This window comes from Mangrovimonas sp. DI 80 (assembly GCF_001975575.1).
GTDB classification, from domain to species: domain Bacteria; phylum Bacteroidota; class Bacteroidia; order Flavobacteriales; family Flavobacteriaceae; genus Mangrovimonas_A; species Mangrovimonas_A xylaniphaga.
On the sequence record NZ_MSDT01000002.1, the window covers coordinates 641,216 to 657,914 of the forward strand.

The window sequence follows — 16,699 nt, forward strand, 5'->3', positions numbered from 1 at the left end:
AAATATAAGAGGTTTTTTTTGATTCGCGCAAACTTTTTTTAAAAAATTTTTATTTAAATATCGCTTTAAAAAGATCGTTCCCATTCGCGAATAAAACCAGCGCTATAAGTATAAAGAAACCAACCATTTGCGCACGCTCCAAGAATTTTTCGCTTGGCGCTCTCCCTGAAACCATTTCGTACAACAAAAACATCACATGCCCTCCATCCAAGGCTGGAATTGGTAATAAATTCAAAACACCAAGCATAATGGATAGGAATGCGGTCAAGGCCCAAAAGTCCTGCCAGCTCCAAGTATCCGGGAATACATCATAAATAGCCTTAAAGCCTCCTACACCTTTATAGGCACCTGTTTTAGGATTGAAAATCTTTTTCAATTGCTCGCCATAGCCAGAGATTTGGTCCTTGAACTTTGTAAACCCTACACCAAAGCTCTCTCCAAAACCATATTCTTTTTTAATGATATGGTAATAACCTGCCGCTTCAATATCACTTAAATCCCCTCCTGCCAAGATTTCCATCTTACCTTCAGGACTAATTTGTAATTGCTTCTGGATAGTTTTCCCTTCACGCAACACATCGGCGGTAACAGTTTGTCCTTTAAACTGACCTGCCACACTTTCAATCTGGTCATAATACTTTAATGGGACCCCATTCAATTCGGTAATGATATCCTTTGGCAATAATCCGGCTCCCTTATTAATGGAAGTATCCGGCAATTTCCCTACCACAAACGGAAAACGCAAACCAAAAAAGCTCTTGCTTTCCCCATCGCTAAGTTTTCCTAAAAAATCTTCTGGCAAGGCCACTTCTTTCGTTTGCCCATTTCTTTCAATGGTCAAAGTTTCTGCGGAAATCACTTTTCTACGTATTTCAGACACATATTGTATAGGCTCCCCATTTATAGCGACTACCTTATCTCCTGTCTCTATTCCCAAATCCGTCAAGATTGGATTGGTCACCACATAGCCGTCCTGTACACTCTTGGCATCGATATCTATATCACCAAAGGCAAAGGACAAAAACACATAAATGACATAGGCCAAAATAAAGTTCACGGTCACACCGCCCAACATGATGATCAAACGCTGCCATGCCGGTTTACTTCGGAACTCCCATGGCTGTGGCTCCTGTGCCATTTGTTCGGTATCCATACTTTCGTCTATCATACCGGCAATCTTTACATAGCCACCCAAAGGCAACCAGCCAATACCATAGACGGTTTCGCCTATTTTCTTTTTAAACAGTGAAAATTTTATATCGAAGAAGAGGTAGAATTTCTCTACGCGAGTCTTAAATAATTTAGCTGGGATAAAATGCCCTAACTCATGAAGTACGATAAGTAGGGATAAACTCAATAAAAATTGAGAGATCTTGATAACAAATTCCATGTATGTCTATAAAAATTTAAGGAACAAAAATAGTCTTTTAGTGCTATTTAGAAAATTCAGTAGGGGTTTCACTAGTTTTTTAACACCGATTTATTAATGATGCCTTTATTAGTCGTGAGTTTCACAAAAAACATACCAACACTATAAGGTGTCAGGTCAATGCTGGATGTTTCAGCACTCTTTAAGACCAATTGCCCTAACGGATTGTATACATCCACCTGCTCAACAACAACATTATCAGGTTTTTCAATATACAAAACCGCATTGGTTGGATTAGGATATAAACGCAATTGCGATGCCAATGCCAAATCGGCAACACCCAGGGTGACATTATCGTTTTTACTGATCAGGTCCGATTCCGGATCAAACAGCACTTCGCTTACGGTAAAGTCAACCAATTCCGTAAATACTTGCCCATCACTGGTATTATCCAGCACCAAATCCAAGACTTCTCCTTGTGTACCTATCAATCGGACGGGCACTGGCGCTTCAAAAAAGGACACACTAGGGTCGCTTTGAATTTGATTGACTTCTATTTCGAATGTTGTCTCAGTCGGTTGGGAACAATTTAAAGTATAGGTAGGATACCCTTCATTATACACCCAGTCGTCAAAGAACTCCGTAAGGTCTTCTCCTGTGGCTGTTTCCATAATCTCAATAAAGTCTACAGTTTTGGCATAAGCATAGGCATGGTCTTCATCGGCCAAATAATTGGTTAAGCCTTGATAAAAATCGGTATCTCCCACCTTTTTACGAAGCATATGCAACACCATCGCTCCTTTATTATAAGAAAGACGGCTGCTAAAAATACGATTTACACTCAAAGTGTCAGCATCCGAAAGGTATACTGCACCGTCCGGCAACGAGGTAATGGAGTTGACGCGTTGAGCCTTCCAGGTCACAAAATCAGCAGGCTCATCCATATCTTCAATCACCAACCCCGATAAATAGGTTGCAAAGCCTTCATTCAGCCAAATATCCTTCCAACTACCACAAGTAATCTTATCGCCAAACCATTGGTGGGCCAACTCATGGGCTATCAAATTCCTTCCAAAACTCCCCATAAAGGAAACGGTTGTATGTTCCATACCACCACTCCAACCAAATTGGGCATGTCCATATTTTTCAAGGGCAAAAGGATATTCTTCAAACAACTCTGTAAACAGCTCCATGATATCTACCGTAACCTCTGTATTCACTTGCGCCGAATCCAAATTTTCAGGGTACACATAATTTACAATATCAAAAGGAGCGCCGTTATTTTCAACAGTATGGTTATACACTTCATAATTGGTCACGGCCATAGCCACCAAATAAGCTGGAATTGGGTAACGGTGTTTAAAGTGGGTCGTCTTGGTCTCAGTATCCATCACTTGACTTTGTTCCACTCCATTGGCCACAGCAATATAAGCTTCATTATTGGGGTTGAATTTTGGCGTGGTAATAAACACATCCAAAGAATCGGCCTTATCATTTAAATCCTGCTTGCAGGGCCACCAGCCCTTGGCCCCATAGGGTTCAGATAGCGTCCATATAATGGGATCTCCATTATGGCTGGACTGTTCAAATGCTCCTAAACCAGTATTCTCCGGATTACCAGAATAGCTAATGGTTAATGAATCCAATACCCCTGCATTGATAGTTTCCGATAAGGTGATTACCAATTCGTCATTGGCGTCTTGGGTAAAAGTCTGCGACACCCCATTCTTCAATACCTCAGTTACAACCATATCATCCACTAAATCGAAATAAATTTGCGTCAAGGTTTCCTTGGCCTCAAAATAAGTCGTCACTTCTCCTTCTATAAACGCCACTTGGGGATCAACCGTAAATTCCAACCGATGGTATTTCAAATCGTAATTGCCCGTATTAACACTGGAAACCGACATGAGTTGGGTAAGGGCTGCCTTAGCCTCCATGGTACTAATCTCTTTCAAGGTGGCATCAAAATCTTGGGCAAAACACATGATGGAACCTAAAAAAAAGTACAAGGGTAAAAATCGTTTCATTGGCAATAAAATTTATAGCACTGTAACTGATTGGACGCATAGTCTAACTCAGCGTCTTAACGGGCTAATATTGCTGTTAAAAATAGTATTTTCTTATGATTGTGTCGTATTTTTGCTCTCAAATCTTACGGTAACGCCCAAATACGACTTATTGATGTTATCCTTTTTAAAAGCCTATAAAAACTTTGGAATCGCCCTCTTGGTACTTTCCATTATCATGATTTCCATTTTTTATTCCATTCTGAAACCTAAAAAAGTACTGCCTGTATTTCAACCCGCCATGGTCAATTATGAAATGGTCGACAGTTCCATTCAGCACCAAAGGAAATACCATACAATTGCCGATTTTAGCCTGATCAACCAAAACGGGCAAACAATTACCCAAGACGACTATAAGGACAAAATTTATGTGGCGGATTTCTTTTTTACCACCTGCCAAACCATATGCCCCATCATGACAGACCATATGGCGCAAATCCAAGAAGCCACAAAAAATGACAACGACGTAATGTTGTTATCCCATTCGGTAACGCCGCAAATAGATAGTGTGGAACAGTTGAAACGCTATGCCCTTAAAAAAGGTGTAAATGATGCCAAATGGAATTTGGTTACAGGAGATAAAAAACAAATCTATGAACTGGCACGCAAAAGTTACCTTGCCGTAAAAACCGATGGCAATGGGGATGCCTACGACATGATCCATACCGAGAATTTTATGCTCATCGACAAAAAGCGTCAGATTCGTGGTTTTTATGATGGTACCAAACAGGAAGACATCCAGCGCTTGCTGGAAGACATCCAAACCCTTAAACAAGAATACCATTAGTTTTATAGGGCACAATTTTTCTACCCTGAATATTTGCCCTATTTTTGCTTCTTTAAAATAAATCTAAATAAGCTTGCAGGTTACTTTAGCACAATTAAAACGAGGACAAAGCGCCATCATCAACGATGTCTCTTCCATACACATTCCCCTAAAACTCCTTGAAATGGGATGTTTACCAGGAAATATGGTAGAACTGGTACAGGTTGCCCCTTTTTCCGACCCCTTATATCTAAATATCAACGGATCGCATTTGGCCATTAGAAAAGAAACCGCAACACACATATTAATTGAGATCACCAATGGGTAAGCAGATCAATGTCGCTTTAATAGGAAACCCCAACACCGGTAAAACCTCCGTATTCAATGCCCTTACAGGGCTTAACCAAAAGGTTGGAAACTACCCAGGAATTACCGTTGAAAAGAAAGAAGGCGTCTGCAAATTACCACGCGGTGTCAAAGCCCATATCATCGATTTACCGGGAACCTACAGTTTGAACGCCTCTTCTTTGGATGAGAATGTGGTAATTGAACTCTTGTTAAACAAAAACGACAAGGATTTTCCGGATGTCGCCGTGGTGGTAAGCGATGTAGAAAATCTAAAGCGTAACCTGCTTTTGTTCACCCAAATCAAAGACCTCGAAATCCCGACCATTTTAGTCATCAATATGGCCGATAGAATGGCTTACAAGGGCATTTCATTGGATATCGATGTTTTGGAGAAAGAACTGAACACCAAGATTGCCTTGGTAAGCACTCGCAAAAAAACAGGCATCGATGAGCTTAAAAACCTCATCACCAATTTCAGGGATTTACCAACACAACCTTGTCTTAACGCCAGCGAAATTGACCCCGATTATTTTACAAGACTTCAATCGGCATTTCCTAACCAATTACTTTACAAACTTTGGTTGGTGATTACCCAAGATGTCAATTTTGGAAACGTGAGCCGAAAGGAAGTAGACGCTCTTGACGATTTTAAAACCAAAAGTAAAAGCGATCTTAAAAGACTTCAACAGAAGGAAACCATCAAACGCTATCAATTCATAAACAATACCCTTAAAAAAGGGCAAACCATAGACTTGGCCACCGCCAAAGATTTACGCATCAAGCTAGACCGTATCCTTACTCACAAAGTTTGGGGCTATGTGGTGTTCTTTATGATTTTACTATTGATGTTCCAAGCCATCTACGATTGGTCCAGCATCCCAATGGACTTTATCGATGGCCTCTTCGCCTCAATGAGCGAATGGACCAAAGACCATTTACCACAGGGACAATTCACCAATTTGATTGCCGAAGGCATTATTCCGGGACTGGGTGGAATTGTCATCTTTATTCCACAAATTGCCTTTTTGTTCCTCTTTATTTCCATTTTGGAAGAAACGGGGTATATGAGCCGCGTGGTATTCCTTATGGATCGCATCATGCGCCGTTTTGGGTTAAGCGGAAAAAGTGTGGTCCCTCTTATTTCAGGAACTGCCTGTGCCATCCCTGCGGTTATGGCGACTCGTAATATTGAAAGTTGGAAAGAACGCTTGATTACCATCTTAGTAACCCCTTTTACCACTTGTTCAGCTAGGCTACCGGTATACCTCATCATCATCTCTTTGGTCATTCCAAAAGGCCGCTTTTTAGGATTGGGCTATCAAGCCATGACCTTAATGCTGTTATACCTGATTGGTTTTGGAGCTGCCATTGGTGCCGCCTACATTTTAAATAAGGTCCTAAAAATTAAAAACCGCTCCTTTTTTGTGGTTGAAATGCCCAATTACAAACTACCGCTGTTTAAAAACGTAGCCCTAACGGTGATTGAAAAAACCAAGAGCTTTGTATTTGGTGCCGGTAAAATTATTTTGGCCATCTCCATCATTTTATGGTTCTTAGCCTCCTATGGTCCAGGTGACGATTTCAACAATGCAGAAGCCATTGTGACCTCTCAATATTCAAAAGAAAATTTGGATACCGAAACCCTGCAACAACACATTGCTTCTTATAAATTAGAACACAGTTTTATTGGCCTTACTGGTCGCGCCATTGAACCCTTAATACAACCTTTGGGTTATGATTGGAAGATTGGTATTGCCATTGTAAGTTCCTTTGCTGCCCGTGAAGTATTTGTAGGCACCTTGGCCACCATCTACAGTGTAGGAAGCGACGAGGAAGACACTATAAAAAACCGAATGGCTGGCGAGGTCAACCCTATTTTGGGCACGCCATTGTTCAATTTTGCCTCAGGAATTTCCCTATTACTGTTTTACGCTTTCGCTATGCAATGTATGAGTACCTTGGCAGTGGTAAAACGCGAAACGAATAGTTGGAAATGGCCCACGTTACAATTGGCAGCAATGAGTAGTTTTGCCTATATAGTAGCCCTAATCGCTTTCCAAGTGCTTAAGTAAGGGAGCCACTAAAATAAAGACTAAACAACCATGAATACCCTTATTCAAAACATATTAGTCATTACCGCCTTAGTCTTGGCGGTTGCTTTCTTGGTCAAGAAGTTCTTTTGGACCAAAAAAGCCCCTACTAAAAGTTGTGGTAAGGATGATTGTGGCTGTCATTAAGCCATCTTTCTAGACTAATTTAAGTTAATAATCGCCAAACCTGAGCTACCAAAAAGGTCACTACAAACCCCATAATTAAAGGCATCAAGGTGGCCACTGCCGTCCATTTCACACTTTTGGTTTCCCTATAAATAGTATAAATAGTCGTGCTACAGGGATTGTGCAACAAACTGAATAACATTAAATTTACGGCTGTTAATAAGGTCCAACCTCCCGTCTTTAAAATTTCCCCCGTTGCATTGGCCGAGTCTAGTTCAAACATGACACCAGCACCTTCACCACCTGACATTCCAGTTACCAAAACCGTCAACATTAAAACCGTAGGAATGACAATTTCATTGGCTGGAATTGCCACAATATAAGCGACCAAAATCACCCCATTCAAACCAATCAACCATCCAAAACCGTCCAAGGAATTTATCATCCAATAGGCAATACTATGTTCCCCAATCATAATATTGGAAATCAACCAAATCACCGCACCTGCAGGGGCTGCAAATACAATGGCCCGCCACAACACGATCAAGGTTCTATCAATTAATGAGGTATAAAGGGTTTTCCAAAATCGCGGTGGTCTGTAGGGAGGCAATTCCAAATTAAAGGTAGACACCTGCCCTTTCAAGACTGTTTTGGACAATAACCAAGAACTGGTAAACATAAAGGCCATTCCCAACACCGCAATCCCAATTACAGAAAGTACCGCCGCAGTTCCAGACAAGGCTTTAGGCACCACCGCCCCCACAAAAATAGTAGCAATTAAAATCTGTGTAGGCCAGCGCCCATTACACAAGGAAAAGTTGTTGGTGATAATCGCAATCAATCGTTCACGTGGACTATCTATAATTCTTGTAGCCACAACACCCGCTGCATTACAGCCAAATCCCATACTCATCGTCAAAGCCTGTTTACCATGAGCCCCTGCTTTTTTAAAGAGATTATCCAAATTAAAGGCAACCCTTGGCAAATACCCGAAATCTTCAAGCAACGTAAACAAGGGAAAGAAAATAGCCATAGGTGGCAACATTACCGCAATAACCCACGCCAAAGCTAGGTAGACCCCGTCAATTAAAAAACCGCTTAGCCACCATGGGAAATGCAAACTGGCAGCCCCACTTTTCAAGGCTGGATGAATGGTATCCAACAACAATTCTGCCAGTAAACCCGATGGGTAATTAGCCCCAATAATGGTCAGCCAAAGCACCACCCCCAACACCAAAAACATGATTGGAAACCCCCATTTTCTGCTGGTCACAATCCTGTCTATAGTCACATCTACAGCGTTACGTCCCTTTCTGCTATCGGTGGTCACCGTAGCCTCTACAATTTCCGAGGCATCGGCATAAATACTTTCGGTAATTTGATCATGAAAATCACCACCCATTTTCCAACGCAAATCGTTGGAAAGTTCTATAATATCTTCTACGCTATCTTTCATCAATTATTGCAATTCAAATTCGCCTTCACGTAAGGCCTCAATAATTCTTTGGTCACCGTCCAACAACCTAAAAGCAATCCAACGACTGTTGGGAACATTCGGGAACCGTTGCTTGATTTGATCACTCAATTTTTTAACGGCATCATTGATATGTTTAGGAACATTGGTAATACGATGGGGCTTACAGGCAATCTTCCCTGTGGCCACTTGTGAAATCACATCAATCAATTCTGGAATTCCTTTGTTGAATCTGGCACTGGCTGCCACCACAGGAACTCCCAAACGTTTGGCCAAAGCCCGTTCATTCACTTCTACATGGTTGCGTTTGGCCTCATCCATGAGGTTGAGACATAACACTGCCTTATCGGTAATTTCAAGAATTTGCAACACCAAATTAAGGTTGCGCTCCAAACGTCCAGCATCTACCACAATCACCGTTACGTCAGGCTTTCCAAAGAGAATAAAATTCCTAGCGACTTCCTCATCCTCTGAAGTGGATAACAAAGAATAGGTTCCCGGCAGATCCACCAACTTATAGGTTTTGTCATTATATCCAAAAGCGCCTTCTGCCCTCGTTACCGTTTTACCCGGCCAATTCCCCGTATGCTGACGCAAACCTGTTAAGGCATTAAACACGGTACTCTTTCCCGTATTGGGATTCCCTGCCAAAGCCACCACATAATCGGTATTTTCGACATTAACTCCCAACTTTTTCAAACCATCCGGATTGTATTGTGGACATACTTCACAAGCACTCGATACTAAATTCTTTCCCATCCTTACATCTTTTTAATTAGAATTTTGGCCGCCTGATCATCCCTTAGAGCAATTGTTGTTCCCTTCACCAAATAGGCCTTTGGGTTCTGCAGTGGACTCACCAAATCTATCTGAATGGGGGTTCCTTTTACAAACCCCAAATCCAATAAACGCCTTCTGCTATCACCTCTACATTCTTTTGAAATTCCCAAGATCTCAGCTTTTTCCCCAGTTCCTAAAGCAGATAGCCTTACAGCCAATTCCTCAAGTTCTTCTTGGGTTTCAAACACTTCTATGGTCAAATTACGCGCTACTTCTGGCGCAAGGATAAACTCTTCCCCTTCCGCGTAAAACAACACACGTCTATCAGTATTTTCTACCACACGGATGACAGAACCAATATGAATATTCTCTGCCAATATTTGTCGGTAATACACCTCTGGCTCATCTTCTACATGAACAATTTTACCAACGGTATCCACAGGCAAATCATTTAAATGTGCTCCATCAATATCTGCATATTCCCCAGAATGCGAAGGAATAGGATCCCCATGCGGATCGTAGATTGGATTTCCCAATTCCGTAGCCAAAACATTGGTTTCCTCATGGCTCAATTGGTGCTCCATCTTTTCGGCTCTGGCATGCCATTCAGTTTTATCAAACCCCGTCTTCTCGGCCAAATATTTTTCCCAAAGACGGTGCACTCTCACAATCTTAAGGGCATAGTCCCGTCCTAAAGCAGTCAGCCTAATTTCTCCTTGACTTGGTTCATCCACCAATCCATTTTCAGCCATTGTGGCAATGACACCTTCCAAAGTACTATCGTTATATTGCAAACTATTAACAACCTCCTTCTTTAAAATATGCTCTCCTTGGTTTTCCAAGGTATAGAGCTGTTTTAAAACATCTTCAGTAATGACCTTTTGGTTCGTTTTCACACTGTTGGCAACAAGCCAAAACCATCCCTTAGTTGGCCTAAAAAGCACATATGCCAAGACCAACACTCCTAAAAACACTAACAGATTAAATAATGGCCCGCTTACATTCATACTCTATTTTTTTACGAACAGATTATTGGAAACCACTTTGGAAATACTTAATGGTTTTTGATGCACTTCCAAAATCATGGACTCATCAAAAGACTCTTTGGACAGCACCTTCAATTCGGTGCCCAAGGCAATTTTATGTTTATCCAAGTATTTCAAAAATTCACTGGAAGAATCTTTTACTCCCACACACATACAAGACTCGGCCTCGTCAATTTGTGACAACAACACCTTGTCTGTTTTTTGTATTTGTCCATTTTTATCGGGAATAGGATCACCGTGAGGGTCATGGGTTGGAAATTCCAAAAAGGCATCCAATTGATTGATCAATTTTTCGGATTTGATATGCTCCAATTGCTCAGCCACCTCATGCACCTCGTCCCAAGAAAAGCTGAGATGCTCCACCAAGAATACTTCCCAAAGCCTATGCTTTCTCACTACAGAAGCTGCTATTTTATTACCAGCAGAAGTCAGCTTGGCGCCTTGGTAACGCTTGTAAATAACCAGATCCTTTTCCGCCAATTTTTTAATCATATCCGTCACCGATGAGGCCTTGGTTTGCATCTGTTCGGCAATGGCATTGGTACTGACAGAAATAGTTCCAAACTTCCCTAAATGATAAATAGCTTTTAAATAATTCTCCTCTGCAAGGCTTAACATGTTATTAATTTTTTACAAAGATAAGGATTTTGTTCATATAAATTAATTTTTAGTCTTATCTAAATTTATGTTTACCTTTGCAGAAATTAACAACATGAGACTCTCAATCATCCTTATATATCTTCTCACTGTAACGGCAGCTGCCCAGCATACCTATAACATCAACGGCGTGATTACTTCCAACGGAGTCCAATTACCCTTTGCCAACATCTACTTAAAAAATACTTCAAAAGGAACTACCAGCAATGACAAAGGGACTTACCAATTGAACAATATCCCTTCTGGCGCATACACAATAGTTGTTTCCTTTACCGGATATAAAACCCAACAAAGACAAATTGAATTAAAAGACAGAGACCTTCATCTTTCCTTTGAATTGGAAGAAACCGAATCCTTGGACGAAATAGTCATAACCGGCACCCTAAAACCTGTTAACCGATTGGAGAGCCCCGTACCTGTTGAAGTCTATTCCACCACTTTTCTCAAGAAAAACCCAACTCCCAACATCTTTGAAGCTTTACAAAATGTGAATGGTGTACGACCTCAACTCAATTGCAATGTTTGCAATACCGGGGATATTCACATTAATGGCTTGGAAGGCCCTTACACTTTGGTGCTTATCGACGGGATGCCTATTGTAAGTGGTTTATCTACCGTGTATGGCCTATCCGGAATTCCAAATTCCTTGATTGAACAGGTTGAAATCATCAAAGGCCCCGCTTCATCCCTTTACGGAAGTGAAGCGGTTGGAGGACTTATCAATATCATCACCAAGCATCCAAGTTCAGCCTCAACCATTGCCACCGATGGTTTTGTAACCAGTTGGGGAGAGTCTAATTTGGATTTGGGATTGAAATTAAATCTCGGCAAAAAAATATCGCTACTCACTGGAGCAAACTATTACAATTACAGTAACCCTATTGACAACAACCACGATAATTTTACCGATGTTACTCTACAAGATCGGATTTCCGTTTTTCAAAAATGGCATTTTAAACGCAATAGCAATAAACAATTGTCTATTGCAGGACGTTTTTTTTATGAAGACCGTTGGGGCGGTGAAATGCAATGGAATAAAAGTTACCGAGGAGGCGATGAAATCTACGGAGAAAGCATCTATACTACACGCTTTGAACTTTTAGGAAATTATCAATTGCCAACCACCGAATTGCTCGACCTACAATTTTCTTATGCCGATCACGATCAAAATTCAGTGTATGGGAACTCGCCCTACCTTGCGCAGCAACACATAGGATTTACCCAATTGGTTTGGGACAAACCACTCCAAAAACACAACTTATTATTTGGTGTAGCGGCCCGTTATAATTTTTACAACGACAACACGCCCGCCACCATTACAGCAGACGAAGTGTTGATTCCTTCTGTATTTGCACAAGATGAAATTCAAATTGCAACTAAACAAAAACTATTGTTAGGCCTACGCTACGATTATGACCATCGACACGGCTCCATTCTTACACCTAGAATTGCCTACAAATTCAATCCTACAGACACTGATATCCTTCGCTTAAATGCAGGCACAGGCTTTAGGGTTGTCAACTTATTTACTGAGGAACACGCTGCCCTTACGGGATCTCGAGAGGTCATTATTGAAGAAACGCTCAAACCCGAACGCTCCTTCAATATCAACTTGAATTATCTCAAAAAACTTTACACCAATAACGATATGATGTTCAACTTCGACACCTCTATTTGGTACACTTATTTTACCAATGCCATTATACCAGATTATGACAGTAACCCCAATCAGATCATTTATAAAAACCTAGACGGATATGCCACTTCAAAAGGAATTAGCATAAATATAGACGCCTCCTTTGCCAGTGGCTTAAAAGCGCTTTTAGGAGCCACCTTTCAAGATGTCTCCCAGCAGCGCGATGGTCAAAAAATCGAGCAAATCCTAACCGAAAAATTCTCAGGCACCTGGGCGCTTACCTACAAAAATTACCCAACCAACCTCAGTTTGGATTATACCGGAAACCTCTATGGTCCCATGCGGCTTCCATTATTGGGAGACCTAGACCCTAGAAGTGCATATTCTCCCGTATGGAGCATTCAAAATATTCAACTTACCTATGACGGGTTGACTAATTTTGAATTTTATACCGGTATTAAAAACCTTCTCAATTGGACCCCAAACAAAGGCAATCCGTTTATTATCGCTAGAGCCCATGATCCGTTTGATGAAAACGTAGCATTTGATAATGACGGGAATGTTGTCCCAACTGCAGACAACCCATACGCTTTAACTTTTGATCCCTCCTATGTCTTTGCACCTAATCAAGGCAGACGTTTCTTTATTGGTGTTAGATTTAATGTAAAGTAAGAACCTAAAACCCCTTCTCCTTTTGAAGTTGTTCATAGGCCTCCTGCACCTGACGGAACTTTTCTTCTGCTCCCTTTCGATGCTCTTCCCCTAGGTGAATCACTCTATCTGGGTGGTACTTTTTGGCCATTTTACGATACGCAGCCTTAATCTCTTCCACAGAAGCCGACTGCTCAATTTCCAAGATTTTATAGGCATTATCGGTACTGTTATAGAACATGGCCTTGATACTTTCAAAGTCGCGGGCACTAATACCCAAATACCCCGAAATGGTATAGATTTGCGTGACTTCAGCTTCGGTAACATGCCCATCTGCTTTGGCGATTCCGAAGAGAAAATGCAACAACTGCAAACGTGATGGATGGTCCATCATTCTATAAATCTGTCCGCAGACCTGTCGTGTAGAAATATTCTGTTTGCTAATGCCTTTAAAAAGTTTGAAAGCATGATTGGCACGCTCTTTTCCATACATATTGGCAAACTGCTGGCGCACAAAATCCAATTCACGTTGGTCTTGTTTGCCATCAGCCTTGATGACTACCGAAGCCAACACCAGCAAACTCACTTCAAAATCCCCCGATTGCGTTTGTGGCCTAGTATGTGTTTCGGTAGAATATTGAGGCCTTTTTCGTCCCTTGCCTTCCCCCAGTAAGGTATCTCTATTTTCATTAACCGCAGCATCCACCATACTGCCAAGTGCCAAACCAATAATAGCTCCTATTGGGCCACCAATAGACCACCCCAAGGAAGCCCCAATCCATTTTGAAAAACTCATCTGTTTCGTTTTGAATTCCAAAGATACTATTTTGCAATTTTTCATTGAGGCTTTTTACTTTGGAATACGCAACCTTTAGACATTTTCATCATCTATAAATCACAACACACAACCACGCTTTATGAAAACCCAACTTTTAATTGCACTCCTATTCTTCAGCAGTTTATACTCCTGTTGCAATTCTGACGATGACAATGCCAACACCAACACTTTAGAAGGCTCTTGGAACTTAGTAAAAGTTACTGGTGGCTTTGCTGGTGTAGATGACGAATTTGAACCGGGCCTCATTGTTTGGGATTTCAATACATCCAACACCACCATAACTGTTACCAACAACAATACAGAGAACACTATTTATGACGGACTACCCACCGGTACATACAGTTATAACCTAAGCACCACTGAAGAAAGAGAATATATTACTGTTGAAAACATGCTGAATGGACAGCTCAACATCTCTAGTAACCAAATGACTCTAGATGACAATGTTGCCGCCGATGGGTTTCTCCTTACCTTTAACAAAGATTAACACGAACATATATTTGCCAAGCCTTTTTTGCCCTATTTTTGATTAACTTTGCATCGAATGAATTTTTAACAAAAAAACTTAAACATATGTATCCAGCAGAATTAGTAAAACCAATGCGCGAAGATTTAACCAAAGTTGGTTTTGAAGAACTACACACCGTAGAAGCTGTAGACGCTGCAATTGCAAAAGAAGGAACCACCCTTGTGGTAGTAAATTCTGTATGCGGATGTGCCGCAGCCAATGCAAGACCTGGAGCAAGACAAAGTTTGCAAAATGCAAAACGCCCAGACCACTTGGTAACTGTTTTTGCAGGTGTAGATAAAGAAGCAACGGACAAAGCCCGTTCATATATGATTCCATTTCCTCCAAGCTCCCCTTCTATGGCGCTATTTAAAAATGGAGAATTGGTACACATGCTAGAGCGTCACCACATTGAAGGACGTCCGGCCGAAATGATTGCCGAAAACCTTGTGGACGCCTACAACGAGTTTTGCTAAACAACTTTTCCAAATATTGCAAACCACGCTTTTTGCGTGGTTTTTTTATGTGTAATTTTGGACCTTAATTTAAAACCTATTAGCTACTAAATGAAAATCCTAGCATACCCTCTAACGGTTCTTTACTTTATTGCCTTTGGATTGACACTCTTGATATTCCACCCCATCCTATGGATCAGTCACCGTGTTTTTGGTTACCACACCCTTGAAAAAACCGTAAACATCCTTCAATTTTGTTTGTTACGCTGTTTGAACATTCTTGGCACCCGCTTTACCTATAACAACCCTTACAATATCGATACTGATGCTCCCGTTATCATTGTGGCCAACCATCAGAGCATGTATGATATTTCGCCAATAATGTGGTTTATGAGAAAGCATCACCCGAAGTTTATAAGTAAGATTGAATTGGGAAAAGGCATTCCTAGTGTCTCTTACAATTTACGACACGGAGGTTCGGCTTTGATTGATCGTAAAAACCCTAGACAGTCCATTAAAGCCATTAGTGACTTTTCAAAATTCATCAACGAAACCAACTATGCTGCGGTTATTTTCCCAGAAGGGACACGCAGTAAAAATGGGCATCCAAAACCATTTCAAAGACGTGGATTACAAACTTTGATCAAAAATATTCCTACAGCTACAGTAGTGCCGCTAACCATAAATAACTCTTGGAAGACTTTACGTTACGGTAAATTCCCTATGGGATTGGGAGCAAATATTACCTTGACGGTGCATAAGCCTCTTAAAATCGCTACCTTTGCAAATACCGATGAGCTGATTGATAGCGTAGAACACACAATTACCTCACACGTTCAACCTTAACACCAAACAATTAACACATATTATTATGTCTTTAAAAAATGTACGATTGGAAGTCATGAAGTTTTTGGAAAAAGACGTTGATTCCTTGATAGATAAGTACCTTCTCCCAATAGAAACCATCTGGCAACCAACAGACTTTTTGCCAGATTCGGAATCCGACACTTTTTTCTCAGAAGTAGAAGAAATCCGTGAATTATCCAAAGAACTTCCTTATGATTTTTGGGTAGTTTTAGTAGGTGACATGATTACTGAAGAAGCCTTACCAACCTACGAATCCTGGTTAATGGACGTAGAAGGAGTAGACCAAGTGGGGCGTAATGGCTGGGGAAAATGGGTGCGCCATTGGACGGCCGAAGAGAACCGCCACGGAGATGTGCTTAACAAATACCTTTACCTTTCTGGTCGCGTAAACATGAAAGAAATTGAAAAAACCACGCAATACTTAATTGCCGATGGTTTTGACATTGGAACCGATAGAGATCCTTACAAAAACTTCTTATACACCAGTTTCCAGGAATTGGCAACTTATATTTCACATAACCGCGTAGCGAAGATTGCCAAAGACAAAGGCAACAAGCAACTATCCAAAATGTGTAAAATCATTTCTGGAGACGAAATGCGTCACCACCACGCTTACTGTGATTTTGTGGACCGTATTTTTAAGGTAGATCCTAGCCAAATGATGATGGCTTTTCAATACATGATGAAGAAAAAAATCACCATGCCAGCACATTTCCTAAGAGAATCTGGAGATAAAATTTCTACGGCTTTTGAAGAATTTTCGAATACAGCACAACGTATCGGGGTTTACACCTCTACAGATTACGTGGAAATATTAGAAAAGCTTATAAAACGTTGGGAAATCGATAAGATTACCAATCTTAATGATGAGGCAGAAAAAGCAAGAGATTACTTAATGAAGTTACCTGCAAGGTTAACGCGTTTATCAGAGCGTATGAGAGTTCCAGAAAACTCATACCAATTTAAATGGGTAGAGCCAGCAGCATTGAAATAATAAACCAATCTAACTCCATATAAAT

Annotated in this window: 14 protein-coding genes and 1 pseudogene; 9 read left to right on the forward strand and 6 right to left on the reverse strand. The window is 40.9% G+C overall.

From position 1 onward, the window contains the following. Positions 1-49: 49 nt before the first annotated feature. The gene (rseP, locus tag BKM32_RS03445; protein WP_076662546.1) at positions 50-1,390 is read right to left on the reverse strand and encodes an RIP metalloprotease RseP; all 1,341 of its coding nucleotides are present in this window, start codon (positions 1,388-1,390) and stop codon (positions 50-52) included. Positions 1,391-1,461: 71 nt separating this feature from the next. Then, complete coding sequence (locus BKM32_RS03450) at positions 1,462-3,399, reverse strand: M1 family aminopeptidase (protein WP_076662547.1); 1,938 nt, start codon at positions 3,397-3,399, stop codon at positions 1,462-1,464. 154 nt (positions 3,400-3,553) lie between these two features. Here BKM32_RS03450 and BKM32_RS03455 point away from each other — a divergent pair, with 154 nt between their 5' ends. From BKM32_RS03455 to BKM32_RS03470, 4 genes are all read left to right on the forward strand, one after another. Next, on the forward strand, positions 3,554-4,225 hold the full coding sequence (locus BKM32_RS03455; protein ID WP_076662548.1) for an SCO family protein: 672 nt from the start codon (positions 3,554-3,556) through the stop codon (positions 4,223-4,225). Between the two features lie 73 nt (positions 4,226-4,298). After that, positions 4,299-4,532 carry a FeoA family protein gene (locus BKM32_RS03460; RefSeq protein WP_076662549.1) on the forward strand — a complete coding sequence of 78 codons (234 nt, stop codon included), beginning with the start codon at positions 4,299-4,301 and terminating at the stop codon, positions 4,530-4,532. Then, positions 4,525-6,624 (forward strand): ferrous iron transport protein B, encoded by a 2,100-nt coding sequence (gene feoB / locus BKM32_RS03465; RefSeq protein ID WP_076662550.1) that lies wholly within the window; start codon positions 4,525-4,527, stop codon positions 6,622-6,624. Before BKM32_RS03460 ends, feoB (BKM32_RS03465) begins: the two co-directional genes overlap by 8 nt. 30 nt (positions 6,625-6,654) lie before the next feature. Continuing rightward, positions 6,655-6,789 (forward strand): FeoB-associated Cys-rich membrane protein, encoded by a 135-nt coding sequence (locus BKM32_RS03470; protein ID WP_076662551.1) that lies wholly within the window; start codon positions 6,655-6,657, stop codon positions 6,787-6,789. Between the two features lie 19 nt (positions 6,790-6,808). Here BKM32_RS03470 and feoB (BKM32_RS03475) read toward each other — a convergent pair. The 3 genes and pseudogenes from feoB (BKM32_RS03475) to BKM32_RS03485 all read right to left on the reverse strand — a co-directional run bounded on the left by feoB (BKM32_RS03475) (position 6,809) and on the right by BKM32_RS03485 (position 10,686). Continuing rightward, a pseudogene (gene feoB, locus BKM32_RS03475) lies at positions 6,809-9,001 on the reverse strand (ferrous iron transport protein B). Between the two features lie 2 nt (positions 9,002-9,003). After that, positions 9,004-10,029, reverse strand: a complete 1,026-nt coding sequence (locus tag BKM32_RS03480; protein ID WP_083702077.1) for a DtxR family transcriptional regulator — start codon at positions 10,027-10,029, stop codon at positions 9,004-9,006. 3 nt (positions 10,030-10,032) lie between these two features. Next, positions 10,033-10,686, reverse strand: coding sequence for a metal-dependent transcriptional regulator (locus BKM32_RS03485; RefSeq protein ID WP_053976423.1), 654 nt, complete (start codon positions 10,684-10,686; stop codon positions 10,033-10,035). A 94-nt stretch (positions 10,687-10,780) separates the two neighbouring features. Here BKM32_RS03485 and BKM32_RS03490 point away from each other — a divergent pair, with 94 nt between their 5' ends. Beyond that, on the forward strand, positions 10,781-13,033 hold the full coding sequence (locus tag BKM32_RS03490) for a TonB-dependent receptor (RefSeq protein WP_076663041.1): 2,253 nt from the start codon (positions 10,781-10,783) through the stop codon (positions 13,031-13,033). 4 nt (positions 13,034-13,037) lie between these two features. On the opposite strand, the gene BKM32_RS03495 is transcribed toward BKM32_RS03490, so the two are convergent. Further along, on the reverse strand, positions 13,038-13,808 hold the full coding sequence (locus BKM32_RS03495) for a molecular chaperone DjiA (RefSeq protein WP_053977080.1): 771 nt from the start codon (positions 13,806-13,808) through the stop codon (positions 13,038-13,040). 121 nt (positions 13,809-13,929) lie between these two features. Here BKM32_RS03495 and BKM32_RS03500 point away from each other — a divergent pair, with 121 nt between their 5' ends. The 4 genes from BKM32_RS03500 to BKM32_RS03515 all read left to right on the forward strand — a co-directional run bounded on the left by BKM32_RS03500 (position 13,930) and on the right by BKM32_RS03515 (position 16,674). Then, positions 13,930-14,337 (forward strand): hypothetical protein, encoded by a 408-nt coding sequence (locus tag BKM32_RS03500; protein WP_076662552.1) that lies wholly within the window; start codon positions 13,930-13,932, stop codon positions 14,335-14,337. An 86-nt stretch (positions 14,338-14,423) separates the two neighbouring features. Then, on the forward strand, positions 14,424-14,834 hold the full coding sequence (locus BKM32_RS03505) for a BrxA/BrxB family bacilliredoxin (RefSeq protein WP_053977081.1): 411 nt from the start codon (positions 14,424-14,426) through the stop codon (positions 14,832-14,834). Positions 14,835-14,924: 90 nt separating this feature from the next. After that, positions 14,925-15,659, forward strand: a complete 735-nt coding sequence (locus tag BKM32_RS03510) for a 1-acyl-sn-glycerol-3-phosphate acyltransferase (RefSeq protein WP_076662553.1) — start codon at positions 14,925-14,927, stop codon at positions 15,657-15,659. A gap of 25 nt (positions 15,660-15,684) precedes the next feature. Next, complete coding sequence (locus BKM32_RS03515; protein WP_076662554.1) at positions 15,685-16,674, forward strand: acyl-ACP desaturase; 990 nt, start codon at positions 15,685-15,687, stop codon at positions 16,672-16,674. Positions 16,675-16,699: the final 25 nt, after the last annotated feature.